The following is a 25,448-nucleotide window of genomic DNA, read 5'->3' as shown; positions in this document are numbered from 1 at the left end:
GCCCGCCGTTTGCGTTGTGGCACTTTTTTTCCAAAGGCAGCCGGTATCCCGACAGCGACAAAAACTTTCCCCTTGACGCCGAAAGCCTGAACGCATATCGCCGTCCGTGGGCCACCCCTCCCCAACGAGGGGCCACTATCTGGAAGGATAGACCACGATGACGACGCATACGAAGCCCGAATTCCGTCCGGCAAATCCCAATTTTTCCTCAGGTCCCTGTGCAAAACGCCCCGGCTGGTCGGTCGAGGCGCTCAAAAATGCCGCGCTCGGGCGCTCGCACCGTGCCAAGATCGGCAAGACCAAGCTTGAACAAGCAATCGAGCTGACGCGGGAAATCCTCCAGGTTCCGGCGGATTACCGCATCGGCATCGTGCCGGCCTCGGATACCGGCGCGGTCGAAATGGCGCTGTGGTCGCTGCTCGGCGAACGCGGCGTCGACATGGTCGCCTGGGAGAGCTTCGGCTCCGGCTGGGTCACCGATGTGGTCAAGCAGCTGAGGCTCGCCGATGTGCGCAGGTTAGAGGCGGACTACGGCGCGCTGCCCGACCTGACCAAAATAGATTTCGACCGCGACGTGGTCTTCACCTGGAACGGCACGACGTCGGGCGTGCGCGTGCCGAACGGCGATTTCATCCCGGCCACCCGCAAGGGCCTGACCATCTGCGACGCCACTTCGGCGGCCTTTGCGCAAAAGCTCGATTTTCAGAAACTCGACGTCGTCACCTTCTCCTGGCAGAAGGTCCTGGGCGGTGAAGGCGCGCACGGTATGCTGATCCTCAGCCCGCGCGCCGTCGAACGGCTGGAAAGCTACAAGCCGGCCTGGCCGCTGCCGAAGATCTTCCGTCTCACCTCGGGCGGCAAGCTGATCGAAGGCATCTTCAAGGGCGAGACCATCAACACGCCGTCAATGCTGTGCGTGGAGGACTATCGCGACGCGCTGCGTTGGGCGCAGTCGATCGGCGGCCTCGACGCGCTGGTCACCAGAGCGGATGCCAATGCCGCTGTTCTGGATCGCTTTGTCGGAAAATCTTCCTGGCTCGGCCATCTTGCCGTCAACCCGGCGACGCGCTCGAACACATCGGTCTGCCTTTCCTTCACCGATCCGGATGTCGCTGCACTCGACGCCGATGGACAGGCTGCGTTCGCCAAGGCAATCGTCTCGGCGCTCGACAAGGAAGGCGTCGCCTACGACATCGGCGCCTACCGCGATGCACCGCCCGGCCTGCGCATCTGGTGCGGCGCGACAGTCGAGACCTCCGATCTCGAAGCGCTGCTGCCCTGGCTCGACTGGGCCTTTGCCGCGCAAAAGGCGTCGCTGAAGGCAGCCGCCTGACTCCCTCTCCCTCGAAGCGAGGGTGGCCCGAAAGGCCGGGTAAGGTCGCCTCCACCCGCTCAATGATCCGCCATCCAGAAAGAAAAAAGATTTGGCCGCATCCGGCCGCAATGACCCCACTTCGGCGCTTCGCGCCGACCCTCCCCTCAAGGGAAGGGACGCCAATCGCAAAGGACCAAGCCAATGCCCCGCGTTCTCGTCTCAGACAAACTTTCCACCACCGCCGTGCAGATCTTCAGGGATCGCGGCATCGAGGTCGACTATTTGCCGGATCTCGGCAAGGACAAGGAAAAACTGCTCGAAGTGATCGGCCAGTATGATGGGCTGGCCATCCGCTCGGCGACAAAGGTCACGGAGAAGCTGATCAACGCCGCGACCAGGCTGAAGGTCGTGGGCCGCGCCGGCATCGGCGTCGACAATGTCGACATCCCGGCGGCGAGCCGCAAGGGCATCATCGTGATGAACACGCCTTTCGGCAATTCGATCACCACCGCCGAGCATGCCGTCGCCATGATCTTCGCGCTGGCCCGCCAGATACCGGAGGCCAACGCCTCAACCCATGCCGGCAAATGGGAAAAGAACCGCTTCATGGGCGTCGAGATCACCGGCAAGACGCTCGGCATCATCGGTTGCGGCAATATCGGCTCGATCGTCGCTACGCGCGGCGTCGGCCTGAAGATGCACGTCGTCGCCTTCGACCCGTTCCTGTCGGACAGCCGCGCCGAGGAACTCGGTGTCGAAAAGGTCGAGCTCGACGAGCTGTTCGCCCGTGCCGACTTCATCACGCTGCACACCCCGCTTACCGACAAGACGCGCAACATCATCGACGCCGCGGCGATCGCAAAGATGAAGACCGGCGTGCGTATCATCAACTGCGCCCGTGGCGGGCTGATCGTCGAGGCCGACCTGATCGCGGCCTTGAAGAGCGGCAAGGTGGCCGGCGCCGGCATCGACGTGTTCGAGGTCGAACCGGCGGAGAACAACGCGCTGTTCGGCATGGAGAATGTGGTGGCGACGCCGCATCTCGGTGCCTCGACGATGGAGGCGCAGGAGAACGTCGCGCTACAGGTCGCCGAGCAGATGTCGGACTATCTGATCAAGGGCGCCGTTTCCAATGCCATCAACATGCCGTCGATCACCGCCGAGGAAGCGCCGCGGCTGAAACCTTTCGTCAAGCTCGCCGAAGTGCTCGGCGCCTTTGTCGGACAGGTCACCGAGGATCCGATCAAGGAGGTCGAGATCCTGTTCGACGGCTCGACCGCGACGATGAATACGCGGGCGCTGATCAGCGCTACTCTTGCCGGGCTGATCCGGCCGCAGGTCGCCGACGTCAACATGGTGTCGGCGCCGATCATGGTGAAGGAGCGCGGCATCATCGTCGCCGAGGTCAAGCGCGACAAGTCGGGCGTGTTCGACGGCTATATCAAGCTAACGGTCAAGACCGAGCACAGGACGCGCTCGATCGCCGGCACCTGTTTTTCGGACGGCAAGCCGCGCTTCATCCAGATCAAGGGCATCAATCTCGACGCCGAGGTCGGTCAGCACATGCTCTACACGACCAATGCCGACGCGCCCGGCATCATCGGCCTGCTCGGCACGGTGTGCGGCGAGAACGGCGTCAACATCGCCAATTTCCAGCTCGGCCGCAACCGGCCGGGCGGCGATGCCATTGCGTTGCTCTATCTCGATGCGCCGTTCCCGGAAGACGTGTTGGCGCAGGTGCGCTCGCACAAATCGATCGACTCGGCCAAGCGGCTGCATTTCGACGTCGGCGCGGCCTGAAATTCGATCACCCCGTGTGCAGCAGCACGCGGGGCGCTTCCATGGTCGTTGACGGACCGCAGTGAACCGTCGCGGCAAGCGACTTCATTGAGCAGCGGATACCGCCATCTTCCGTCCGCTGTATTCGGCGAGGCTGATGCCGCCCAGCACCAGCGCGAGAGCCAGCGCCTGATAAAGCTGGAATGTCTCACCGACAATCAGCACCGACAGCAGCGTACCGAAGATCGGCACCAGATTGATGAACAGGCCGGCCCGGTTGGCGCCGATCAGCTCGTTGCCTCTGATATAGAAGATCTGCGAGATGACCGAAGCACCGATGGCAGTATAGAACGCGACAGCCCAGCCGCGGGCGTCGGGGACGATGACCTTGCCGGCGGCAATCTCCCACAGGAAGAAAGGCAGCGATGTGATGAGTGCGGCAACCGACAGCGCCAGCATCAGGCTCTGCCAGCGGATGACCGGCTTCAGCCGCAACCCCACCGAATAGAAGGAGTAGCAAAGCACGGCGACCAGCATGATCGCGTCGCCGAAGTTGAGATCCAGCTTGAGAAGCTGGCGCAGGTCGCCATGGCTCGCCGTCACCGCGACGCCGATGATGGTCAGCACGACGCCAGCGATCTGCACCCGGTTCACCCGCAGGCGAAACAGCACGAAATTGGCGATGATGATCACGATCGGTATCGCCGCCTGCTCGATCGAGACGTTGATCGCCGTCGTGTAGTTGAGCGCCGTGTAGAAGATCGCATTGAAAAAGGCGAAGCCGCAAGCGCCGAGCCCGCCAAGCAGCAACCAGTGCCGACGCACCACTGGCCAGTCCTGATGCAGCGTTCGCCAGCCGATCGGCAGCAGGATCAGAACGGCCAGAATCCAGCGCAGGAAGACCAGCGTCATCGGTGAAATGTGGTCGACGGCCAGCTTGCCGGCCACGGAGTTGCCGCCCCACAGCAAGGTGGTGAACAGCAGGAATAGGTAGGCGGCTCGATGCATCGTGACATTCCGGCCAGGCAGTGGGAATTCGACGTCGGTGTGGCCCTATTGCGACCGCCAGCCCAAGTAAATGATGTCAAAGGCGAAAATTGTTGTGCCTCGGAGCGTTTTGGGTGGCAAAGAGTGGTCGCGCTCGCCGGGTCTTGACGCTATAGAGCGACGTGCGTGCGATTGGACGCTACAAGTACGCGTCGGAAGGCTCTAATCCTCGCGTCGTGCTTTTCCGAAAATCGATTCCGATTTTGGGGGCCGATGCGATAGAGGCCTGTCGTTTCGAACTGTTTTCAAGCTGCTCGTGCGGCGTCTCAAGGGAAAAGAAATATGGCCAATGTGGTGGTCGTCGGCTCGCAATGGGGCGATGAGGGCAAAGGCAAGATCGTAGACTGGCTGTCGGAGCGCGCCGACGTTGTCGTGCGCTTCCAAGGCGGCCACAATGCCGGCCACACGCTGGTCGTCGACGGCAAGGTCTACAAGCTGTCGCTGCTGCCGTCCGGCGTGGTGCGGCAAGGCAAGCTGTCCATCATCGGCAATGGCGTCGTCTTCGATCCGCACGCTTTCGTCGCGGAGGTTGCGAAATTGAAGGGGCAGGGCGTCGAGGTGACGCCAGACCGCCTGAAAATAGCCGAAAACACCGCGCTTATCCTGTCCTTGCACCGGGAGCTGGACGGATTCCGCGAGGACGCCGCGTCCAATTCCGGAACGAAGATCGGCACGACCCGCCGCGGTATCGGTCCCGCCTACGAAGACAAGGTGGGCCGGCGCGCGGTCAGGGTGATGGATTTGGCGGATTTGGAAACGCTACCCTTGAAGGTCGACAGGCTGCTGACGCACCACAATGCGCTGCGGCGCGGGCTTGGCCATGGCGAAGTCACGCATGAGGCGATCATGAGCGAGCTGATTTCCGTCGCTGACGAGATCCTGCCCTATATGGACCGCGTCTGGAAAATCCTCGACGACAAGCGCCGCGCCGGCGAGCGCATCCTGTTCGAGGGCGCGCAAGGCACGTTGCTCGACATCGATCATGGTACCTATCCGTTCGTCACCTCGTCCAATACCGTTGCCGGCCAGGCCGCTGCCGGGTCCGGTGTCGGCCCGGGCGCCATCGGCTATGTGCTCGGCATCACCAAGGCCTATACCACGCGTGTTGGCGAAGGCCCGTTTCCGACCGAGCAGAAGAACGAGATCGGCGAGTTCCTGGGCACGCGTGGCCATGAATTCGGCGTCGTCACCGGTCGCAAGCGCCGCTGCGGCTGGTTCGATGCCGTGCTGGTCCGCCAGGCTGTCGCCGTCAACGGCATCAAGGGCATTGCGCTGACCAAGCTCGATGTGCTCGATGGGCTGGACGAGATCAAGGTCTGTACCGGCTACCGACTCGACGGCGAGGCGATAGATTACCTGCCGGCCAGCCAAGGTGCGCAGGCCCGCGTCGAACCGGTCTACGAGACGCTGGAAGGGTGGAAAGGCACCACCGCCGGCGCGCGCAGCTGGAACGATCTGCCGGCCCAGGCGGTGAAGTACGTCCGCCACATCGAAGAGCTGATCGGCGCGCCGGTCGCACTCCTTTCCACCAGCCCTGAACGGGATGACACGATACTTGTGACCGATCCGTTTCAAGACTAGTTTCTCAGCCTTTCCGGGCATTGCGGCTGATTTGCGGGGGCCGGCCCAGAAACAAATGCAGGTCGACTGAAGCATGGTAGATTTTGTTGGTGCCCTGAAAAAGACCCTAGACAAGCTTGATAGGCCGTCGGCGGAAGTGCGCGCCAAGGTTTATGACATGGCGCGTTCGATGATCGCGAAGAAAATTGCCGAACGCGATCCGCCGTTTGCGCCGTCGGATGTCGCCAGGCAGAAGCGCGCACTCGAAGACGCCATCGCAAGCGTTGAGCGAGAATATGCTAAACCGGCACCGGCATCCGATCCGCTGGCGGAACTGGAGGACATCTTCTCCTCCATCGACCGCAACAAGAACCAGCCCAGCCATGTCCGGCAGCCGGCAAAGACCGAGCCAGCAACGACCAGGCCAGCAAAGACCGGGCCGGCCCAGACTGGGCCGGCATGGCAGTCCACGCCCGCCAAGGCGGTGCCGAACTGGCAAAAGCCGCAGCCCGTCGCTCTTCCTCAAGAGCGCGCTGGTCCGCCGCCGTCCGATATGGATCTTCCGACGGCCGATGACCAAGACAGCGTTTTTCGGGGCGACGACTTTTCCAACGACGGCGGCCCCGCGGAGGACAGGTTCCAGCGACTCCATCCTGCCGAGCGCAGGCGCAGCTATGGCGGCGTGATCGCCGCCGCCATTGCCCTGCTGGTCATTGCCGGTGGCGGTTATGGCATCTGGCTGAACAAGGATGCGTTCGGCAGCATGCTCGGCCTCGACGAGACCAAAGCCGTCGCCACCGAACCGCTGGTAAAACCAGCCCCGGCCAAGCCGGTGGCCGATGCGGCCGTACCGGCCGCCGCGCCTCCGACGGAGGCCGGCGAGGGCGCGAAGTTTACGCAGCGCCTTACGCCCGAGGGCCACGAAGTCGATCCCGGCCCCGCGGCCGGGCAGGCGGGCATCGGCGAAGGCGAATCCGTCGCCGCACTGACCACGCCGCCATCGGCCGCTCAAGCGCCGACCACCCCGGCACCCGCCGCGCCGGCACCGGCGGCACCCGCCGACACGCAAGCCACGGCCAATGCTCCAGCAGTCAATGGGTCGGCTGCGCCAACGCCCGCAACGCCGCCCGATGCTGCAGCTGCTCCGCCAGCCCCTGCAACGGCCGCCCCACCGCCCGCGACGGCAGCGGCACCGACGGCAGTTCCGCCGCAAGCCGCGTTGGCCGTCGGCCAGAAGGCGATCTTCTACGAGGAGCGCACCAGCACCGCTCAAGGCTCGGCCGAGCCCGGCAACATCGTCTGGTCGCTGGTGCAGGAATCGCCCGGCGGCGACCTGCCGCCCGAGCCGGCGATCCGTGCCGAGGCGACCATTCCAGGCAAGGATATCCAGTTGCGCATGACGATCCGTCGCAACACCGACCAGACTCTGCCGGCCAGCCACATCATCGAGATGATCTTCCTGACGCCTAATGGCTTCGAGGGCGGCGGTGTCGACAACATCTTGCGTGTCGCCATGAAGGGCTCCGAGCAGGATGCCGGCAGCCCGCTGATCGGCATCCCGGCCAAGATCGCCGATGGCTTCTTCCTGGTTGCGCTCAACGACACCAAGGCGGATGAAGACGCCAATCTGACCTTGCTCAGAGGTCAGGACTGGATTGACGTGCCGGTCGTCTACAAGACCGGGCGGCGGGCGCTGCTCACCATGGAAAAGGGAATTCCCGGCGAGAAGGTGTTCGACGAGGCGCTGAAGGCCTGGCAGACAAAGACGGCGGGGTGAGGCCGACAACGCCTCCTTGGCTCAGAAGCCCTGGAACAGCATGTCGAGCGCGCTCACGATGTCTTCGTGATGCCTGGTCAGATTCAGTCGGCTCTCGCCCAGTTCCGTCGCCGCAACCGTGGCGATCAAATGGGTGGTCATGACCAATTTCCGACCATTGATCTCGAAAACGGGATGGAGCCTTCGCATTGGTGATGGCGCCATCGCAACCGGCAGCAGCGGGACGACCACCCGGGTCTTGAAATGGTCGAGCAGATCGGCCTGGACGTCGAGGAGATAGCCGCCTTCGATGCTACCCGCGAAGACGTCGTAGCGCGCCATCAGAATTGCCGATGTTCTGCCAGCGGAATACCGTGTTTTTCGATATATTCGTTCCACGCATCTATCGTCGCGCGGTTCTCAAGCTTCCACAGCCGCGTCTTTTCGGCGGCCACTGCCTCTGCGATGCCGGCTTCAGCGGCGCGCGAGACATTCACATCGAGCCCCTTGGCTTCCTTCATGAGCTTTGAGTCGATCGACAGATTTGCCGGCTGACGAACCGCATTCACAGCTATCTTGCGCATGATCACCTCCGCAGCATGCGCATAATATATGCGCACTCCCGTCCAGTCGCAACGACAAGGTGCTTGAACTCGCGAATTACCCCTCCATTTCCTCGCGCAGCATCTCAAGTTCCAGCCATTCCTCCTCGAGCGCTGCCAGTGTGACGCGCTCCTTGTCGAGCGCGGCAATCGTCTTCTGGAACGAGGCCGGGTCGCGCTCGTAATAGGCCGGATCGGCGATATTGTTCTCCAGCCGCGAGATCGAGGCCGACACCGCCTCGATCTTCCTGGGTAAGGTTTCCAGCGCGAATTTCTGCTTGAACGACAGTTTCTTTGCCGGGCCCTTGGGAGCGGCCGCGTCGCTCCTACGTGCAGCCGTCGCCTCGCCGGTCTCTGCCTTCGGCCGCGCCTTGCGGTCGTCCAGCCTGGTGCCGCCGCGCTGCGCCAGCATGTCGGAATAGCCGCCGGCATATTCGATCCAGCGGCCGTCACCATCCGGCGCGATGATGCTGGTCATGGTGCGGTCGAGGAAATCGCGATCGTGGCTGACCAGGATCACCGTGCCGGCAAAGCCGGCGACCAATTCCTGCAGCAACTCCAGCGTCTCCATGTCGAGGTCGTTGGTCGGCTCGTCGAGCACAAGCAGGTTTGCCGGCCGCGCCAAAACGCGGGCGAGGATCAGCCGTGCCCGCTCGCCGCCCGAAAGCTCGCGCACCGGCGTGCGCGCCTGTTCCGGCTTGAACAGGAAGTCTTTCATGTAAGAGACGACGTGGCGCTGTTCGCCATTGATGACGAGGTTCTCGCCGCGCCCGTCGGTGAGATACTGCGCCAGTGTCTCCTGTGGATCGACGGCCTCGCGCTTCTGGTCGAGCGTGGCGATCTCCAGATTGGTGCCGAGCCGCACCGTGCCTGCGTCCGGCTTCAATTCGCCGATCAGCATCTTCAACAGTGTCGTCTTGCCAGCGCCGTTCGGCCCGACCAAGCCAACGCGATCGCCGCGCTGGATGCGGGTCGAAAATCCCTTGACCACGGTCAGATCGCCAAAGCTCTTCTCGATGTTCTTGGCTTCGATCACCAGCTTGCCGGATTCGGCAGCGTCGCTGGCTGTCATCGTCGCCGCACCCTCGGCGCCGCGATGACCGCGAAAGCGCTGGCGCATGGTCTGCAACTCACCGAGCCGGCGCATGTTGCGCTTGCGCCGCGCTGTCACGCCATAGCGCAGCCAGTGCTCCTCGCGCACGATCTGGCGACCGAGCTTATGCTGCTCGCGCTCTTCCTCCTCCAGCACCGTGTCGCGCCATTCCTCGAAATAGCCAAAGCCCTTGTCGAGACGGCGGGTCTGCCCGCGGTCGAGCCAGATTGTGGCGCGTGACACGCGCTCGAGAAAACGGCGGTCATGCGAGATGACGACCAGTGCCGAGGAGGTGCGGGCAAGCTCCTCCTCCAGCCATTCGATGACCGACAGGTCAAGATGGTTTGTCGGCTCATCGAGGAGGAGAATGTCGGGCTCCGGCGCCATGACGCGGGCGAGTGCCGCACGCCTCGCCTCGCCGCCGGAGAGGTCGTTCGGCCGTTCTTCGCCGGTCAGGCCGAGATGCTCCATCAGATAGGTGGCGCGATAGGGATCGTCGGCGGGCCCGAGCCCCGCCTCGACATAGGCGCGGACGGTCGCAAAACCGTCCATGTCGGGCATTTGCGGCAAGTAGCGCACGGTTGCCGAAGGCTGGCGGAAGACTTCGCCGTCCTGCGGCTCGATCAGCCCGGCGGCGATCTTGAGCAGCGTCGACTTGCCCGAACCGTTGCGGCCGACCAAGGCGATCTTGTCGCCAGCTGAGGCCGTCAGGGCGGCACCGTCGAGCAGCGGCGTGCCGCCAAAGGTCAGCTTTATCCCGTCGAGATTGAGAAGCGGCGGCGCCATGTCAGCTTTCTGGGCTCAGCTTTCCGGAAGAGGGTAGGGATGCGCGAGCAGCAGCGCGCGGCCGCTGGCCAGCGCGATTTCCAACCGGCCCCTGACCTCGTTGGAAATGGTCAGCGACGAGCCGAACGCAACCTCGACATGGTCGAGCGGCCATTTGGCACCGGTGACGCTCAGGCCGGCGAGATCGGAGAAGCCGAGCACCGAAAACAGCGTGCCGTCGGCATAGTCGAAGCCAGTCTTTCCGGGCAGCAAGGGAATGCCTTCCTGTGCGCCGCTGGTCAAAAGCACGTCCGTCCCGCCTTCCGCCAGCCGGACGCTCAGCGCCAGATGCAGGAAGATGTGGTCGGTGCGTTTGCCGCCGAAAGCACCTGCGAGCACAAGGCTGGTCGCACCGCGTTCGAGCGCGGCGGCGATAGCGAGTTCACCGTCGGTCTTGTCCTTTTCGGCGGGAAACACCTGCCGTGGCACGGCGGCCAGATCCTCCGGCAACTCGGCAGGCACGGAATCGAAATCGCCGACCCAGAGTTCCGGCCACAGGCCCAGCATACGGGCATGGCCGATGCCGGCATCGGCAGCGATGACGCGCGAGCCTTCGACCTGGCGGTCGAGCAGCGGCGTGCGGATGAGATCGCCGCCAAGCAGGATGGTGAATTTGCTCATATCTCGTGGCCCTTACCAGCCCTGCCCCAGAAACGGAAGAATGAAACGGAAGATGAAACGGCAGACGACACGGAAGGCTGGGCTTTGGATGCCCGGCAAACTTCCGCTTGCGCAGCACTTCGGCCGGGCCTATGTGTCGCAACGCTCTAACGGGGTGCCGGACGCGATCTTCGCGGACCGGCTGAGAGGCAAGACTGCCAACCCGCTGAACCTGATCCGGTTTGTACCGGCGGAGGGATTAGACGTTTCGGACAGCCCGACGCCTCAATTCCTTTCAACGCGAACGAAGGAGGCGCCGATGCGCAGTTTTTTCCACTCTCTTGTCTCAATTGTCCTGCTTGCGGCATCCGCGCTCGCCCTGCCAGGGCAGGCATCGGCACAGGATAGACTGACGGTCTATACCTATGAAAGCTTCACCGCCGATTGGGGTCCGGGACCGGCAGTGAAGAAGGCCTTCGAGGCCGAATGCAGTTGCGTCGTCGAATTCGTCTCGGTCGCCGACGGCGTGGCGCTGCTCAACCGTGTGAAGCTGGAAGGCGCCGCGACCAAGGCCGATATCGTACTTGGCCTCGATACCAACTTAACCGCCGACGCCAAGGCAACCGGCCTGTTTTCGCCGCACGGCGCCGTCTCGGGCGTCAATGTGCCGGGCGGCTGGAGCGACGATATTTTCGTGCCGTTCGACTATGGCTATTTCGCCGTCGTCTACGATACCGAAAAACTGAAGAGCCCGCCGAAGAGCCTCAGGGAATTGGTCGAGGGCGATGCCGGAGAGAAGATCGTCATCCAGGATCCGCGCACCTCGACGCCGGGCCTTGGCCTGCTGCTGTGGGTCAAGTCGGTCTATGGCGACAAGGCGCCGGAAGCCTGGGCCAAACTCAAGGCGAAGGTGCTGACGGTAACGCCGGGCTGGAGCGAGGCCTACGGCCTGTTCACCAAGGGCGAGGCGCCGATGGTGCTGTCCTACACCACCTCGCCGGCCTACCACATGGTCGCCGAAAACACCGAGCGCTACCAGGCGGCGTCCTTCGAGGAGGGCGAATATCTGCAGATCGAGGTTGCGGGGATCACCACCAAGGGCGCGAAGAACCCGCTGGCGGAAAAGTTCATTGCCTTCATGACCGGACCGAAATTCCAGGATGTCATTCCCGAAACCAACTGGATGTTCCCGGCCGGCAAAACCGACAAGCCGCTCAACCCGGCGTTCGACAAGCTGGTCAAGCCGACCAAGACCTTGCTGTTCAGCCCGGAAGACGTCGCGGCCAACCGCAAGGCCTGGGTCGATGAGTGGCTTGCGGCGATGAGCAGGTAGGGCTCAAGCCTCGTCGGATGTTTGCGCCAAGCCACCCCCCTCCGGCCTGCCGGCCATCTCCCCCTCAAGGGCACGGCTATCGCAGATGGAACGCCGAGGCTTTCGCTCTACGACGTACCCCCACCCCTAACCCCTCCCCACAAGGGGGAGGGAGACTTCCGTTGGCACTGACCTCGGCAAATTGTCTGCCTTTCGGCGCCAAAAGGGGAAGTAAGGGCATGCGGCAGCGTTCCCTCCCCCTTGTGGGGAGGGTTAGGGTGGGGGTCCAACTTCGTAAGAATCCAAATGCGATAGCCCTGCCCTCAAGGGGGAGATCGGCAGCTTTGTCGCCTCTCCTCGTCCTGCCACTTGTGAGATTGGCGAAGGCGGCTGAGTGCGCAATCTCCCCCCTTGAGGGGGAGATGGCCGGCAGGCCAGAGAGGGGTGGGCTCGGCCTTTGCCAGGTATTTCCTTCGATCTACGCCTGTCGTAGTGTCGGGTAGCGCGACATGCCTACGCGTCATCCGGCCGATCCCCGCGTCACTGCCGGCATCGTCGCGCTCGCCGCCATCGCGCTGCTGATCGGCGGTGCATTCGCCGGGCTCGTCGTCGAAGCCACACGCGACCTGTCCGGCGCCGCCGCCGCTTTCGATTCCTATCTCTTGCGCGTCGTCCGTTTCACGCTCTGGCAGGCTCTGCTGTCGACCCTGCTCTCCGTTGCACCGGCCCTGTTCGTCGCGCGTGCCCTGTCGCGGCATCCGCGTTTTTTCGGGCGAGGCTTTATCTTGCAGCTTTTCGCCGTGCCGCTGGCGCTGCCGGCCATTGTTGCCGCCCTCGGTGTCTTGGCGCTCTATGGCCGCGCCGGCTATTTCGCCGGCACGCTGGGCGCGCTAGGCGGCCAGAGCTGGCCCGGCATCTATGGCTTGTCGGGCATACTCGTCGCCCATGTCTTCTTCAACCTGCCGCTGGCGACGCGGCTGTTCCTGGAGGCGTTGCAGACCGTGCCGGCTAACCAATGGCGGCTGGCGAGCCAGCTTGGCATGGGGGCTGCGCCGGCCTTCCGGCTGATCGAATGGCCGCCGCTGCGTGCGGCCTTGCCGGGCGTTGCCGGGCTCGTTTTCATGCTGTGCATCACCTCCTTCACCATCGTGCTTACGCTCGGTGGCGGGCCGCGCGCGACGACGCTCGAGGTTGCCATCTACCAGGCGCTGCGTTTCGACTTCGACCCGGCCCGGGCTGTGACGCTGACCCTGCTGCAGATTGCCCTGACCTTCGTCGTCGTGCTGGCCTTGACGCGGCTCGGCGCCAATATGGTCGGGGATGCCAATCTGCCGGTGGCGCCGCGCCGGTATTTTTCAGCCGGTGCGGCCGAGACCGTGCTGAACGCATTGGCGATCGGGCTCGCACTGTTGTTTGTCGCCGGGCCGATGGCGGCCACGCTGGCAGCCGGGCTTGGCGCCGATCTCGGCCGCCTGGCCGGCGAGAGCGCGGTGCGGCAAGCGACGGCGACCAGTGCCGTGCTCTCCCTCCTGTCGGCGCTGCTCTCTGTGGCGTTGTCGCTGTCGCTGGTCATGGCGCGCCGGGCGCTGGCGCTCACCCGGCGGAGCGGCAGGAGGACGCTGCTCGAACACCTGGCCGACACCGGTGCGGGGTTCGTCCTGGTGGTGCCGCCCATCGTCATCGGTGCCGGCTGGTTCTTGCTCCTGCGCACCGTCGGCGATGTCTTTGCGATCGCCCCTGTCATGGTCGTTGCGGTCAATGCGGTGATGGCGATGCCGTTCGCCATCCGCGCCATCCGCCCTGCCTATGACGCGGCGAGCGAACGCCACGAACGGCTCTGCGCACAGCTTGGCATCTCGGGCTGGAACCGGTTGCGGCTGGTCGACTGGCCGTCGCTGCGGCGGCCGCTCGCCACCGGCTTCGCGTTCGCCATGGCGCTGTCGCTCGGCGATCTCGGCGTCATTGCGCTGTTCGGCAGCGATTCCGTGCAGACCTTGCCCTATCTGTTGCTGGCGCGCATGGGCAGTTACCGCACCGAGGATGCCGCCGGCCTGGCGCTGCTGCTCGGCCTTGTCTGCCTGGCGCTGGTGTTGGCCGCGGACTGGCTGGGAAGGAGGGAGAAATCATGATGCCGATCAGCCCGGAACGGTCCATTTCGGTGGAAAAAGGCGCGGCCGTGCGGCTCGATAATGTCTCGTTCAGCTATGGTGAAACGCCGCTTATGTTCGATGTCGATTTCCGGGCGTCGGAAATCACCGCCATCATGGGGCCGAGCGGTTCGGGAAAGTCGACGCTGCTCAATCTGGTGGCCGGTTTCGAGACGCCGCGGTCGGGCCGCGTGCTGATCGGCGGCGCCGACGTCAGCACTGCGCCGCCATCAGCGCGGCCGGTATCGATGGTGTTCCAGGAAAACAACCTGTTTGCCCATCTGTCGATCGAGCAGAATGTCGGGCTCGGCCGCTCGCCTTCGCTCAGGCTGAGCGAGGCTGACCGCGCCGCAATCGCCGCAGCGCTGAAGCGCGTCGGTCTTGCCGGCAAGGAAAGCCGGCTGCCGCGCGAACTCTCCGGCGGCGAGCGGCAGCGTGTCGCGCTCGCCCGGGTCCTGGTGCGCGACCGGCCGGTGCTGTTGCTCGACGAGCCGTTCGCTTCGCTCGGACCGGCACTGCGCGACGACATGCTCGATCTGGTGGCCGACGTTCATTCGGAGCAGCGCATGACGGTGCTATTCGTCACGCACCAGCCGGACGATGCGCGCCGTATCGGCCAAAACATGGTTTTCCTGGATGGTGGCACGGTTGCCGCGACCGGCACCGCCGCCGATTTTTTCGTCGGGGCTGGACCGGAGGCATTCCGACGCTATATCGGCTCGGGTCCGTTTGCGGCTGGATCACGAGATGTTGCCCGGAAGCGGACATAAATTTATGGTCAAACCGGCGGAAGGCGAAGCGGCGCTTGCTTGCCATGGTCGAGGTAGTGTGGCTAGGTCCGCCAGGAGCTGGTCCGGCCTAGACCGTGATTTGCCCTTGCTGCCTCGTATCTGTCGGACGCACGAAGGACGCCATAGCACTTGACTTTGCGCGTGATGCTTTTCGGAAATCGCGCCCGATTTTCGCGGTCACGTGCCAGGACTTGAAAGGAAGCCGATCTGCCGACCGGCATCGACAATCGGAGGGTGAAACCGCTGGCGCGCTTTCTGGCGCTGGCCGGTCTTGCCGTGGCGCTGGCAAGCTGCCAGATGTTCACGCCTCCCGACGTGCAGGAATCGGGCTTCCAGCCCTCCGACAAGCCGATCACGGTCGACAATGTCGCCGCCAACAGCAAGCTCGCCCAACTGGCGAAGGCGCAACACCCGCGCATCCTCGCCACCTATGGCGGCGAGTATTCCGACCCCAAGCTCGAGCGCATGGTGGCCAAGGTCGTCGGCAGACTGACCGTGGTGTCGGCCAACCCGACCCAGACCTACCGCATCACCATCCTCAACTCGCCCAACGTCAATGCCTTCGCGCTGCCGGGCGGTTATCTCTACATCACCCGCGGGCTGCTGGCGCTGGCCAACGATTCCGCCGAGCTGGCCGCCGTCATTGCGCATGAGATGGGCCACGTTACAGCCAACCACGGCCTGCAGCGCCAGCAGCTGGAAGCCGAGGAGGGGTTGGCGACCAAGGTTGTTTCGGATGTGCTCGGCGACAACCCGACGGCCAAGGCGGCGCTGATCCGCGGCAAGCTGAGGCTGGCCCAGTTCTCGCGCAATCAGGAGCTGGAAGCGGACGCCATCGGCATCAAGTCGATCGGTGAAGCCGGTTTCGACCCCTACGCCGCCGGCCGCTTCCTGCAGTCGATGTCGGCCTATACCGATTTCCGCTCGATCAGCGGCGCCACCGACGCCAGCCTCGACTTCCTGGCGACGCACCCCAACACGCCGCAGCGTATCGATCTCGCGCAGCGCCACGCCCGCCAGTTCGGCGCGCCCGGCGTCGGGTCGCGCGACCGCGATTCATTCCTTGCCGGCGTAGACGGGCTGCTTTACGGCGACACGCCCGAGGAAGGCTATGTGCGCGGCGAAACCTTCCTGCATCCTGGCCTCGGCGTGTCGTTCTCGGTGCCCAACGGCTTCATCATCGACAATTCGGCGGCGGCGGTGACCGCCACAGGCCCGGGCGACATGGCAATCCGCTTCGATGGCGTTTCGATCGACAAGGACCGCTCGCTGACCGACTACATCCGCAGCGGCTGGGTTGCCGGCCTCGACGACAGCAGCGTGCGCCAGGAGACGATCAACGGCAACGAAGCGGCAACCGCGCATGCCGGCGCCGATGGCTGGCAATTCGACATTGCGGTGATCCGCGCCGGCGGCCAGGTCTACCGCTTGCTGACTGCTGCACCGTCGGCCAGCACCTCGCTGAGCACGGTGGCGCGCTCGGTCAGCGGCTCGTTCCGCATCCTGAGTGCTGCCGAGAAGGCAGCACTGAAGCCACTGCGTATCCGCATCGTCACGGTGCAGCCCGGCCAGACGATGGGCTCCCTGGCCGCACAGATGGTCGGCGTCGACCGCAAGCTGGATTTGTTCAGGGTGCTCAACGCGCTGTCGCCGGGCGCCGCGGTTTCGGCCGGCGACAAGGTCAAGATCGTCACCGACAAATAGCAGCCGACGCGATTCAGGCTGCGAGAAATTCCGGATTCTGCTTTACCAGCGCCGCCTTGAGCTTTTCCATGGCGCGCGCCTCGATCTGCCGGACACGTTCCTTGGAGATGCCGAGCGTCTCGCCGAGCGCTTCGAGCGTCGCGCCCTCGTCGCTCAGCCGGCGTTCCTCGATAATCCTGAGCTCGCGCGCATTGAGAGCGCCGAGTGCCGTCTTCAGCCACACCGAGCGGCGTTCGACGTCGATCGTATCGCCGACGACCTCATCGGGCAGCGGGTCATCCGAAACCAGGAACTCCATCCGCTCGGTTGCGCCCGCATCGTCGGCTAGCGGCGTGTTGAGCGAGCTGTCCGGCGCCGAAAGGCGGGAATCCATCATCGCCACATCGGCTTCCGATACCCCGAGAGCCGCCGACACTTCGCGGTAGAGCGTGGCATTCGACGTCTGCTCGGCGCCGTTTGCCAGGCGGGCGCGCAGACGCCGCAGGTTGAAGAACAGCGCCTTTTGCGCCGAGCTGGTGCCGCCGCGCACGATCGACCAGTTGCGCAGGATATAGTCCTGCATCGAGGCGCGAATCCACCAAGTCGCGTAGGTCGAGAACCGCACCTCGCGCTCGGGTTCGAAACGGGCCGCGGCCTCCAGCAGCCCGACATGGCCTTCCTGGATCAGGTCGCCCAGCGGAAGGCCGTAGTGGCGAAACCGCGACGCCATGGAAATGACCAGCCGCATATGCGCGACGGTGATGCGGTGCAGCGCGTGCTGGTCATTGTTTTCCTTCCAGCGCAGCGCCAGGAGATGCTCTTCGTCACGTTCCAGATAAGGGGCTTTCATCGCCGCGCGAACCATGGTCCGTCCTGCACTGTCTTCCATCATGCCGCGCTCCTGCTTCAGGCGTTGCGGTGCGATCGAATCGTGAGTTGGCGCCGATGGTTGAAATGGCGGCGCCGCGCCCTACAACAGCGAAGAACGTGCCATGCGGGGGAATGTTCCCCCGGACTGTCATGTCGATTGCGCTGTTCCAGGCGATTCGCCGCCGGCCTTGACTCAGCCGGATGGCGCCGGGAGATGCTGGTTGAGAATTGGATTTCAAGGGCGCGGGATTTTTGAAATTCAGTTTCTTATTCTGGCATCGCGCATCTGTCATTTTCCGGCACTCGCAATGACGCCGGATACCGGCCAAGGACGGATCACAGAAAAATGAAATGGCTCAAATCGCTCATCATCGCCGGAACGCTGCAGGTTCTGGCCATCGCCGCCGGTCACGCCGGCGCCAATCTCGACCAGATCAAGCAGTCCGGCGTCTTCAAGGTCGGCACAGAAGGAACCTATGCGCCCTTCACCTATCATGATGCTTCCGGCGCGCTGGTCGGCTTCGACGTCGAGATCGCGCGGGCCATCGCCGAGCGCCTCGGCGTCAAAGCCCAGTTCCTCGAAGGCAAATGGGACGGGCTGATCGCCGGTCTCGATGCCAACCGCTACGATGCCGTCATCAACGAGGTCGGCATCACCGAGGCGCGCAAGGCCAAATATGACTTTTCGGATCCCTACATCGCCTCCAAGGCGGTGCTGATCGTGCGCGGCGACAACACCGATATCAAGAGCTTCGCCGATCTCAAGGGCAAGAAGGCGGCGCAATCACTGACTTCGAACTTCGGCAAGCTGGCTGAAACCAACGGAGCCGAACTCGTTGGCACCGACGGCTTCGACCAGTCGATCCAGCTGCTTCTTACGGGCCGCGCCGACGCCACCATCAACGACAGCCTGTCCTTCCTCGACTTCAAGAAGCACAAGCCCGACGCCAATGTGAAGATTGCCGCCCAGGAAGAAAACGCCGACTATTCCGGCGTCATCGTGCGCAAGGGCGATCCGGAACTGGTGGCCGCCATCAATAAGGCGCTGGCCGACATCAAGGCCGACGGCACCTACAAGAAAATCGCCGACACCTATTTCGGCCAGGACGTTTCGAAGTAAAACGGCTTTCTCGTGTGGGCCGAACGCCGGCCCACGTCGTTCATATCGCGGCGAGCTGTCTTTTGACGGCCCGCCGCTTTCGCGTGATATGAGCGACGGCAATCTGGCAAGGAGGAGCCTTCGTGCCGCACTGGCTGCAATTGATGCTGGAATCCCTGCCTACGCTGCTATGGGCTGCACTGATCTTCACCGTGCCGCTGACGCTGCTGTCGTTTGCATTCGTCTTGTACTAGGCCTGGTTGTGGCGCTTGTCCGGCTGTTCGGTCCCAAACCGCTGGTCGCCGTGGTCCGCTTCTACGTCTGGATATTCCGCGGCACGCCGCTTCTCGTGCAACTGTTCCTTATCTTCTACGGCCTGCCATCGGTCGGCATCCTGCTCGACGCCTTTCCGGCAGCACTGATCGGCTTCACCTTGAACATCGGTGCTTATTCGTCGGAAATAATCCGCGCCGTCATCGGTTCGGTGCCCAAGGGCCAGTGGGAAGCGGCCTATTCGATCGGCATGACCTGGGCCCAGGCAATGCGGCGCACCATTCTTCCACAGGCGGGGCGCGTCGCCGTGCCGCCGCTGTCCAACACCTTCATCTCGCTGGTCAAGGACACTTCGCTCGCCGCCGCCATCACGGTGCCGGAGATGTTCCAGGCAGCGCAGCGCATCGTCGCCACCACCTATGAGCCGCTGATCCTCTATGTCGAGGCAGCGGCCCTCTATCTGATCATGAGCTCCGTGCTGTCGGCCTTGCAGGCGCGGCTGGAAACGCGGCTAAACCGTTATGGCGGCTTCCTGGAGGCGCGCGCATGATCGGCCTCACCAACATCGAAAAGCGTTTCGGCGACAATCTTGTGCTGAAGGGCGTGACCGTCACCATCGAGGAAGGCAGCGTTACGGCGCTTGTCGGACCGTCGGGCGGAGGGAAGAGCACGCTTTTGCGCTGCATCAACCTGCTCGAGCTCCCGACTTCAGGCACGGTACGGATCGGCGACGATGCACTTAAATTCCGCCCCGGCGGCAGGGTCTCGACCAGGGATATCCAGCGGCTGCGGCTGCAGACCGGCATGGTGTTCCAGAATTTCCAGCTGTTTCCGCATCGCACCGCGATCGGGAACATCATGGAGGGGCTGGTGACGGTGCTGAAATGGCCCAAGGAGAGGGCGCGCGAACGGGCGCTGGCCCTGCTCGAAAAGGTCGGCATGGCGCACAAGGCCGATGCCTGGCCGGCGACGCTGTCAGGTGGCCAGCAGCAGCGCGTGGCGATTGCCCGGGCTCTGGCGCCTTCGCCGAAAGTCCTGCTCTGCGACGAGCCGACCTCTGCACTCGATCCGGAACTGGCGCAGGAGGTGGTCGACGTGCTCGGCAAGCTCGCCAGCGAGGGCACGACCATGGTGATGGCGACGCATGATCTGCGGCTCGCCTCCAAGATCGCGCGGGAAGTGGTGTTCCTCGATGCCGGCAACATCGTCGAACAAGGCCCGGCCGCGGTGCTGTTCAGCAACCCGGAACGCCAGCGGACCAAGCGGTTCATCGCCACACTGAAGCACGAGGCGGAAAGGGAGGGCGGCGAAGGTTAGATATGCCCGTCGCCGGTCAGCCAAAACAAAAAACCCGGCGCGAGGCCGGGTTTTTCTGAATTCGAAGACGAGAAAAGCTCAGGCGGCTTCTTCCTGCTCGGCTTCCTCGTTGTCGGCCTTAGCGCCGCGCTTCGGGCCCTTGTTGAGGTTCACCTCGATGAGGCGGACCGCTTCGGTCTCCGACATGCGGTTGACGGCCGCGATCTCGCGGGCCATGCGGTCGAGGGCCGCCTCGTAGAGCTGGCGCTCGGAATAGGACTGCTCCGGCTGGTTATCGGCGCGGTAAAGGTCGCGCACCACTTCCGAGATCGAGATCAGATCGCCGGAGTTGATCTTGGCATCATATTCCTGGGCACGGCGTGACCACATGGTGCGCTTGACGCGGGCGCGGCCCTGCACGACCTTCAGCGCGCGCTCGACATAATCCTCTTCCGACAGCTTGCGCATGCCGATCGAGGTCGCCTTGGCGACCGGCACCTTGAGGCGCATCTTGTCCTTCTGGAAGTCGATGACGAACAGCTCCAGCTTGTGGCCCGCGACTTCCTGCTCATCAATCGAGACGATCTGGCCGACACCATGCGCCGGATAAACGATGTATTCGCCGGTCTTGAAACCGTGGCGCGCTGCGGTGGACTTCTTCTGCGGGGTGATCGTTGCCATTACGCCCTGAACTCCTTGTTGTGGTACCGGCATCGTGCCGGCCCGAACTCGTACGACCGGGGTGACCGGTCCTTAGCCACACAACGATGAACTCACCGGAAAGGCCAGGACCGGCAAATCGCAACATTGCGACCGCCTGCCCCAGATCGCTCTGGTCCGGATTGAGAAATTCACCTTTCAGTGATTTGGGGCGTTTGCGCCATAAATCGACGTTGTGTCACCGGCATGTTTGGCTCATATAGCACAAAAAGTCGGAAGAATCAAGGTTTTGCTGCACGCGCGAAGGCCGCGCGCCGTCGCCGCCTGTCAAGGCAGTTAATGTATCACGTCTGTTACGCGGCGTCAGGCCACCGCAGCCGGCAGGCTCGTCAGTCGCCTTCGCCGGGCTCCGGGGAGAAATATTTCTCGAACTTGCCAGTTTCGCCATCGAAATTTTTAGCGTCGGCCGGCGGCTCCTTCTTGGCGGTGATGTTGGGCCATTTCTCGGCATATTCGGTGTTGATCTGCAGCCATTTGTCGAGACCCGACTCGGTGTCGGGCTTGATTGCGTCGGCCGGGCATTCCGGTTCGCAGACGCCGCAATCGATGCACTCGTCCGGGTGGATGACGAGCATGTTCTCACCTTCGTAGAAGCAGTCGACCGGACAGACCTCGATGCAGTCCATGTATTTGCATTTTATGCAATTGTCGGTCACGACATAGGTCATTGGTCGGCTCCGGGACGTCCCATTTTGTTGGGCTTTTTTGGTGAGGTAACGCCTTTGTCCGCTGGTGGCAAGGGCGGCCCCTGTCAGCGGTGCCGCGGTTTCCGGAATGGAATTCCGGAAGGCCGGCAAAGCGGGCGTTCGACCTTGCTCAATCGTCGCCGAGCAGGTGGTCGGTCTGGCGGCGTTCCTTCTTCGTCGGGCGACCGCTGCCGGCCTCGCGCAACGGCGGCACCGCATCCGGAAGCGCCTCGCCCTTGGGCGCGGGGGGCGGCGACATGTCCTCGTAGAGCAGGCGGGCCTCTTCGGCCGGGCCACGCCGTACGCCGGTGCCAAGGACTTTCCAGACGAAGATCCGCCGCTCCAGCGTGATGGTCAAAACGTCGCCCGGCCGGACCGTGTCGGAGGCCTGCGCTGCTTTGTCGCGATTGATGCGGACGCGTCCGGCGACGACCAGCTTGGCTGCCAGCGTGCGCGATTTTACCGCGCGCGAGAAGAACAACCACTTGTCGATGCGCTGGCGGGCATCAGTGACCATTGGACGAGCAGCTTACTTCTTCAGCTGGTCGCGCAACGCGGCGAGCTTGGCGAAGGGCGAGTCCGGGTCGAAGCGGACGGGGCGTTCCTCACGCGGCTTTGGCTGGAAGGCGGGTTTTGCGCCTTGGGCGCCGCCTTTGCCGTCCTGCCGGCCAGCCTTCCAGTCGGGCCGGTTTTCGCGCCGGTCCGGGCGTTCACCTTGCGGCTTGCCGGCGCGCTGCTCTGCCGCCTCGCCTTGCGGCCTGGGCTGGAACTTGCTGCGATCGAAGCGCGGCTTGCCGGCGCCGTCGCGCTGGTCGTGGCGCCCCTGACGGGCGGGCCGGTCGCCCGGCGTCGGTTGCCCGCCGGCATCTGTCGGCGCATCGCTGCGGCTGTCCGGCGCAGCTTGACCATTGCGCGCGCGATGGTCCCGATGATTGTCCCGGGGGCGGTTGTCATGCTGGCGATGACGCGGGCGCTGGTCGAAACGACCCTGCCGCCATAACAGGATGGGTTTTAGCTCCTCGGCTTCTGGAGCAGCTTCGCCGGCGATGGCTCCTGCCGTCGCTGCAGGTTCGGCCGGCGATGCTTCCGTAGTGTCGGAAACCGGCGGTTCTGCCGGTGCCGCAGCCTCAGGTTCCGCCCCAGGTTCCGCCCTTGGCTCGGCCGCTGGTTCCGCAGGCGCTTCAGCAGTCGCCTCCGCGGCGGGCCGGGTCTCTTGCGTGACTTCTGCCGCAGCTTCAGGGGCTGGAGCTTCCGCGACAGGCGCTGCCGTCGCTTCGGTCACAGCTTCGGCCGCCGCCTCCGCAACAGGAGCCGCATCCGACACAGGTTCCGAAGCCTCCGCCGGCGGCTCTGCCGCGGCAGATGCTTCCGCCATCCTCGCCTGCTCGACGCGCGCAGTCTCTTCCGCCGCCTGCTTTGCAGCGGCAGCTTCAGGCGCGGCATTGTCCTGTGCTTCGAGCCGCGCCTTGACCTCGGCCGCCGGTTTGGCATCGGCGCGGTAGCCGAGTCCCTTCAGGATTTCTTCCATGTCGTCGGCGGTGGCGCCGAGAATCGACATCATCGGCGGCGTCACCATGAAGGACTGGCCGTCATAGGCGCCGTCGGGGCGAGGCCCGAGGCCCGGCTTCCAGTTGGTCGCCGGCCGGATCAGGTCGGCCAGCCGTTCGAGAATATCGACGCGTACAGCACGCCGGCCAAGATTGCGGTAGCCGGCAAGCTTGTAGAAGGTCTTGTCGAAGGTCGGATCGATGACCACCGAGGTGCGGCCGGAGGCCAGTGCGTGAACGACATCGCCGAAACCGGGCTTGTCCTTGCCGTCGTTTCTCAGCGCCCACAGCAGCGTTATCAGCCCGGCCGGCGCCGGTTTGATCAGCGCCGGCACGAAGACATGGTAGGCGCCGAAGCGCACGCCGAGACGGCGAAGCGCCGCGCGGCCTTCCTGGTCGAGGGATTTCATCTCGTCGGCGATATCGCGACGGTTGATGAGGCCGAAATGCTCGACGAGCTGGAAAGCAATGCCGCGGCCGATGCCGGTGATCTGCTCGGCATTCTTGAGGTCGACCAGCGGCTTCAGCAGGGATTCGATCTGGAAATTGACGAAGCGCTCGGCGCGCGCCGCAACCTTGTCGCGGGCCGGGCCGGTGAGTTGCTCGTCGGCCAGCAGAACCAGACGCGGCTTCAAAGCGTCTTCGCCGGCGACCAGCGTGCCGATCGGCGCGCCGATCCAGCGAAGCGTGCCATCCGAACCCAGCGCGATGTCGCCATTGGCCGAGGCGCCGAAGCGCTCGGCCCGCGCCTCGAACTCGGCGGCAAGCGCCTTCTGCGCCGCCGCCCGCACCGCCTTGGCATCCTCGCCGCCGGCGCTCTGGTCGGCGGTGAAGCGGAAACCTTGCAACTCGCCGACGTGATGGCCTTCGACGAGGACGGTTCCGGTTGGGCTGATTTCGGCTTCAGGCATCGTGTTTTCTCTAAGGCGCCGCATGAGGACGGAAGTCCTGCGGTCTACAAAACGTTTCGTCAACCGCTCATGCAGCGCATCCGACAATCTGTCTTCGATTTCGCGCGTCTTTTCCTGCCAGTGTGCCCGATCGGCCAGCCAGCCGGGCCGGTTGGAAACGAAGGTCCATGTGCGGATCTGGGCAATCCTGTGCGACAGCGTGTCGATGTCGCCTTCGGTGGTGTCGGCACGGCGCACCTGCTCGGCCATGTAGTTCTCGTCGACATGGCCGTGCCTGGCAAGGTCCATGTAGATGGAGGCGATCAAGTCGGCGTGCTGGGCCGGCGCGATCTTCCTGTAGTCGGGCAGCGCGCAGGCTTCCCACAGCAGCGCCACGCGCCTGGCATCGGTGGTGAGTGCCCGCACGTCCTCGTCGCGCGACAGATGCTCGAGCGCCTGCGCGTCTACTGCCGGCAGCGCCCGCGTCAGGCCTTCGACCGGGGCGTTGGTCTCAATCGAGCGCTTCAGCGCATCGAGGTTGGCGAAATCGAAATGCGCGGTGCGCCACTGCAGTACTTTCACCGGGTCGAAATCATGCGCCTCGATTTTGTTGACCAGTTCATCATCCAGCGGATCGACCTGGCCGGTGACGCCGAAGGTGCCGTCGCGCAGATGCCGGCCGGCGCGGCCGGCAATCTGGCCGAGCTCGGCCGCCGTCAGGTTGCGGTACTGGTAGCCGTCGAATTTACGGTTCTGGGCGAAGGCGACGTGGTCGAGGTCGAGGTTGAGGCCCATGCCGATGGCGTCGGTGGCGACGAGGTAGTCGACGTCGCCCGACTGGAACAGCGCCACCTGGGCGTTGCGGGTGCGCGGGCTGAGTGCGCCGAGCACGACGGCGGCACCGCCCTGCTGGCGGCGGATCAGCTCGGCGATGGCATAGACCTCGTCGGCCGAAAAGGCGACGATCGCCGTGCGCCGCGGCAGGCGGGTCAGCTTCTTCGAGCCGGCATAGGCAAGGTGCGACAGGCGTGGCCGGGTCACCACCGACACGCCCCGCAGCAGGCGCTGCAGGATGCCGTGCATGGTGGCCGCGCCCAGCAGCAGCGTCTCCTGCCGGCCGCGCAGATGCAGGATGCGATCGGTAAAGATGTGTCCGCGTTCGAGATCGCCGGCGAGCTGGACCTCGTCGATGGCAACGAAGGCGGCGTCGGTCTCGCGCGGCATCGCTTCCACGGTGCAGACCGAGTATTTCGCGCCAGCCGGCTGGATCTTTTCCTCGCCGGTGATGAGCGCAACCTTATGGGCGCCGACCTTCTCGCAGACGCGCGTATAGACCTCGCGGGCAAGCAGCCTGAGCGGCAGGCCGATGACGCCGCTTTCATGCGCCACCATGCGCTCGATAGCGAGATGGGTCTTGCCGGTGTTGGTCGGGCCGAGCACGGCCGTCACGTCTCGACCCGACAGGATCAGCGGTTCAGTGTGTTTCGGATGGATGTTCATCGGCCTGGAAATAAGGCTCTCTGCCTCGCATTGTCGGGAGCGCGCCCATATTGGCCG

At 64.2% G+C, this 25,448-nt stretch carries 20 protein-coding genes, 1 pseudogene and 1 riboswitch; of the genes and pseudogenes, 11 read left to right on the top strand and 10 right to left on the bottom strand.

Translation table 11 applies throughout. The annotated features are described in order from the left end of the window. The first annotated feature begins 157 nt into the window (after nt 1-157). Nucleotides 158-1,333, top strand: coding sequence for a phosphoserine transaminase (locus NKJ13_RS13390; protein ID WP_352737785.1), 1,176 nt, complete (start codon nt 158-160; stop codon nt 1,331-1,333). A 183-nt stretch (nt 1,334-1,516) separates the two neighbouring features. Further along, nucleotides 1,517-3,115 carry a phosphoglycerate dehydrogenase gene (gene serA, locus NKJ13_RS13385; protein ID WP_352476115.1) on the top strand — a complete coding sequence of 533 codons (1,599 nt, stop codon included), beginning with the start codon at nt 1,517-1,519 and terminating at the stop codon, nt 3,113-3,115. Nucleotides 3,116-3,199: 84 nt separating this feature from the next. Here serA and NKJ13_RS13380 read toward each other — a convergent pair whose 3' ends face one another. Then, nucleotides 3,200-4,102: a DMT family transporter gene (locus tag NKJ13_RS13380; protein ID WP_352737784.1), complete on the bottom strand. Its 903-nt coding sequence runs from the start codon at nt 4,100-4,102 to the stop codon at nt 3,200-3,202. Between the two features lie 321 nt (nt 4,103-4,423). Here NKJ13_RS13380 and NKJ13_RS13375 point away from each other — a divergent pair, with 321 nt between their 5' ends. Together NKJ13_RS13375 and NKJ13_RS13370 are read left to right on the top strand one after the other, a co-directional pair. Next, complete coding sequence (locus tag NKJ13_RS13375) at nt 4,424-5,722, top strand: adenylosuccinate synthase (RefSeq protein ID WP_254816481.1); 1,299 nt, start codon at nt 4,424-4,426, stop codon at nt 5,720-5,722. A 73-nt stretch (nt 5,723-5,795) separates the two neighbouring features. Further along, nucleotides 5,796-7,478 (top strand): hypothetical protein, encoded by a 1,683-nt coding sequence (locus NKJ13_RS13370; RefSeq protein WP_352751218.1) that lies wholly within the window; start codon nt 5,796-5,798, stop codon nt 7,476-7,478. Nucleotides 7,479-7,499: 21 nt separating this feature from the next. On the opposite strand, the gene NKJ13_RS13365 is transcribed toward NKJ13_RS13370, so the two are convergent. From NKJ13_RS13365 to NKJ13_RS13350, 4 genes are all read right to left on the bottom strand, one after another. Continuing rightward, entirely contained in the window at nt 7,500-7,799 is a 300-nt protein-coding gene (locus tag NKJ13_RS13365) for a CcdB family protein (RefSeq protein WP_352737782.1), read from the bottom strand. Continuing rightward, nucleotides 7,799-8,041 carry a type II toxin-antitoxin system CcdA family antitoxin gene (locus NKJ13_RS13360; RefSeq protein WP_097573514.1) on the bottom strand — a complete coding sequence of 81 codons (243 nt, stop codon included), beginning with the start codon at nt 8,039-8,041 and terminating at the stop codon, nt 7,799-7,801. Before NKJ13_RS13360 ends, NKJ13_RS13365 begins: the two co-directional genes overlap by 1 nt. Nucleotides 8,042-8,117: 76 nt before the next feature. Next, complete coding sequence (locus NKJ13_RS13355) at nt 8,118-9,938, bottom strand: ABC-F family ATP-binding cassette domain-containing protein (protein ID WP_352737781.1); 1,821 nt, start codon at nt 9,936-9,938, stop codon at nt 8,118-8,120. A gap of 15 nt (nt 9,939-9,953) precedes the next feature. Continuing rightward, nucleotides 9,954-10,598: a thiamine diphosphokinase gene (locus NKJ13_RS13350; protein WP_352737780.1), complete on the bottom strand. Its 645-nt coding sequence runs from the start codon at nt 10,596-10,598 to the stop codon at nt 9,954-9,956. A 140-nt stretch (nt 10,599-10,738) separates the two neighbouring features. Then, nucleotides 10,739-10,853, top strand: a riboswitch (TPP riboswitch). 43 nt (nt 10,854-10,896) lie between these two features. Here NKJ13_RS13350 and thiB point away from each other — a divergent pair. From thiB to NKJ13_RS13330, 4 genes are all read left to right on the top strand, one after another. Further along, complete coding sequence (gene thiB / locus NKJ13_RS13345) at nt 10,897-11,910, top strand: thiamine ABC transporter substrate binding subunit (protein WP_352683378.1); 1,014 nt, start codon at nt 10,897-10,899, stop codon at nt 11,908-11,910. Nucleotides 11,911-12,398: 488 nt separating this feature from the next. Next, nucleotides 12,399-14,018, top strand: a complete 1,620-nt coding sequence (gene thiP, locus NKJ13_RS13340; protein ID WP_352737779.1) for a thiamine/thiamine pyrophosphate ABC transporter permease — start codon at nt 12,399-12,401, stop codon at nt 14,016-14,018. Then, nucleotides 14,015-14,806, top strand: a complete 792-nt coding sequence (gene thiQ / locus NKJ13_RS13335) for a thiamine ABC transporter ATP-binding protein (RefSeq protein ID WP_352737778.1) — start codon at nt 14,015-14,017, stop codon at nt 14,804-14,806. The genes thiP and thiQ overlap by 4 nt, the downstream gene beginning before the upstream one ends. 255 nt (nt 14,807-15,061) lie before the next feature. Beyond that, the gene (locus NKJ13_RS13330) at nt 15,062-16,531 is read left to right on the top strand and encodes a M48 family metalloprotease (RefSeq protein WP_352737777.1); all 1,470 of its coding nucleotides are present in this window, start codon (nt 15,062-15,064) and stop codon (nt 16,529-16,531) included. Between the two features lie 13 nt (nt 16,532-16,544). Here the strand turns inward: NKJ13_RS13330 and NKJ13_RS13325 are convergent, their stop codons facing one another. Further along, the gene (locus NKJ13_RS13325; protein WP_254816490.1) at nt 16,545-17,402 is read right to left on the bottom strand and encodes an RNA polymerase factor sigma-32; all 858 of its coding nucleotides are present in this window, start codon (nt 17,400-17,402) and stop codon (nt 16,545-16,547) included. Nucleotides 17,403-17,726: 324 nt separating this feature from the next. Here NKJ13_RS13325 and NKJ13_RS13320 point away from each other — a divergent pair, with 324 nt between their 5' ends. The 3 genes and pseudogenes from NKJ13_RS13320 (at nt 17,727) to NKJ13_RS13310 (ending at nt 20,069) form a co-directional block, all read left to right on the top strand. Continuing rightward, nucleotides 17,727-18,500, top strand: a complete 774-nt coding sequence (locus NKJ13_RS13320) for an amino acid ABC transporter substrate-binding protein (protein ID WP_352454874.1) — start codon at nt 17,727-17,729, stop codon at nt 18,498-18,500. A gap of 122 nt (nt 18,501-18,622) precedes the next feature. Continuing rightward, a pseudogene (locus NKJ13_RS13315) lies at nt 18,623-19,302 on the top strand (ABC transporter permease subunit). Continuing rightward, the gene (locus NKJ13_RS13310; protein ID WP_352777837.1) at nt 19,299-20,069 is read left to right on the top strand and encodes an amino acid ABC transporter ATP-binding protein; all 771 of its coding nucleotides are present in this window, start codon (nt 19,299-19,301) and stop codon (nt 20,067-20,069) included. Before NKJ13_RS13315 ends, NKJ13_RS13310 begins: the two are co-directional and overlap by 4 nt. A 78-nt stretch (nt 20,070-20,147) precedes the next feature. On the opposite strand, the gene NKJ13_RS13305 is transcribed toward NKJ13_RS13310, so the two are convergent. From NKJ13_RS13305 to NKJ13_RS13290, 4 genes are all read right to left on the bottom strand, one after another. Next, on the bottom strand, nt 20,148-20,729 hold the full coding sequence (locus tag NKJ13_RS13305) for a CarD family transcriptional regulator (RefSeq protein ID WP_006327799.1): 582 nt from the start codon (nt 20,727-20,729) through the stop codon (nt 20,148-20,150). Nucleotides 20,730-21,097: 368 nt separating this feature from the next. Continuing rightward, entirely contained in the window at nt 21,098-21,436 is a 339-nt protein-coding gene (gene fdxA / locus NKJ13_RS13300; protein ID WP_292664799.1) for a ferredoxin FdxA, read from the bottom strand. A gap of 148 nt (nt 21,437-21,584) precedes the next feature. Then, nucleotides 21,585-21,971: an RNA-binding S4 domain-containing protein gene (locus tag NKJ13_RS13295; RefSeq protein ID WP_023680553.1), complete on the bottom strand. Its 387-nt coding sequence runs from the start codon at nt 21,969-21,971 to the stop codon at nt 21,585-21,587. 12 nt (nt 21,972-21,983) lie between these two features. Next, nucleotides 21,984-25,391 (bottom strand): helicase-related protein, encoded by a 3,408-nt coding sequence (locus NKJ13_RS13290; protein WP_352737774.1) that lies wholly within the window; start codon nt 25,389-25,391, stop codon nt 21,984-21,986. Nucleotides 25,392-25,448 lie beyond the last annotated feature (57 nt).

The organism is Mesorhizobium sp. M0174, from assembly GCF_040322275.1.
Classification (GTDB): Bacteria; Pseudomonadota; Alphaproteobacteria; order Rhizobiales; family Rhizobiaceae; genus Mesorhizobium.
The sequence above is the reverse complement of the archived record's forward strand: the minus strand, read 5'-3'. Positions and strand labels throughout refer to the sequence as shown.

Coding starts and splice junctions, on each gene's coding strand:
- NKJ13_RS13360 (WP_097573514.1), bottom strand. CDS start 8,041: ATGCGCAAGATAGCTGTGAATGCGGTTCGTCAGCCGGCAAATCTGTCG.
- thiQ (WP_352737778.1), top strand. CDS start 14,015: ATGATGCCGATCAGCCCGGAACGGTCCATTTCGGTGGAAAAAGGCGCG.
- NKJ13_RS13305 (WP_006327799.1), bottom strand. CDS start 20,729: ATGGCAACGATCACCCCGCAGAAGAAGTCCACCGCAGCGCGCCACGGT.
- NKJ13_RS13320 (WP_352454874.1), top strand. CDS start 17,727: ATGAAATGGCTCAAATCGCTCATCATCGCCGGAACGCTGCAGGTTCTG.
- thiB (WP_352683378.1), top strand. CDS start 10,897: ATGCGCAGTTTTTTCCACTCTCTTGTCTCAATTGTCCTGCTTGCGGCA.
- NKJ13_RS13370 (WP_352751218.1), top strand. CDS start 5,796: ATGGTAGATTTTGTTGGTGCCCTGAAAAAGACCCTAGACAAGCTTGAT.
- NKJ13_RS13295 (WP_023680553.1), bottom strand. CDS start 21,971: ATGGTCACTGATGCCCGCCAGCGCATCGACAAGTGGTTGTTCTTCTCG.
- NKJ13_RS13380 (WP_352737784.1), bottom strand. CDS start 4,102: ATGCATCGAGCCGCCTACCTATTCCTGCTGTTCACCACCTTGCTGTGG.
- NKJ13_RS13390 (WP_352737785.1), top strand. CDS start 158: ATGACGACGCATACGAAGCCCGAATTCCGTCCGGCAAATCCCAATTTT.
- NKJ13_RS13325 (WP_254816490.1), bottom strand. CDS start 17,402: ATGATGGAAGACAGTGCAGGACGGACCATGGTTCGCGCGGCGATGAAA.
- NKJ13_RS13310 (WP_352777837.1), top strand. CDS start 19,299: ATGATCGGCCTCACCAACATCGAAAAGCGTTTCGGCGACAATCTTGTG.
- serA (WP_352476115.1), top strand. CDS start 1,517: ATGCCCCGCGTTCTCGTCTCAGACAAACTTTCCACCACCGCCGTGCAG.
- NKJ13_RS13355 (WP_352737781.1), bottom strand. CDS start 9,938: ATGGCGCCGCCGCTTCTCAATCTCGACGGGATAAAGCTGACCTTTGGC.
- NKJ13_RS13290 (WP_352737774.1), bottom strand. CDS start 25,391: ATGAACATCCATCCGAAACACACTGAACCGCTGATCCTGTCGGGTCGA.
- thiP (WP_352737779.1), top strand. CDS start 12,399: ATGCCTACGCGTCATCCGGCCGATCCCCGCGTCACTGCCGGCATCGTC.
- fdxA (WP_292664799.1), bottom strand. CDS start 21,436: ATGACCTATGTCGTGACCGACAATTGCATAAAATGCAAATACATGGAC.
- NKJ13_RS13350 (WP_352737780.1), bottom strand. CDS start 10,598: ATGAGCAAATTCACCATCCTGCTTGGCGGCGATCTCATCCGCACGCCG.
- NKJ13_RS13375 (WP_254816481.1), top strand. CDS start 4,424: ATGGCCAATGTGGTGGTCGTCGGCTCGCAATGGGGCGATGAGGGCAAA.
- NKJ13_RS13365 (WP_352737782.1), bottom strand. CDS start 7,799: ATGGCGCGCTACGACGTCTTCGCGGGTAGCATCGAAGGCGGCTATCTC.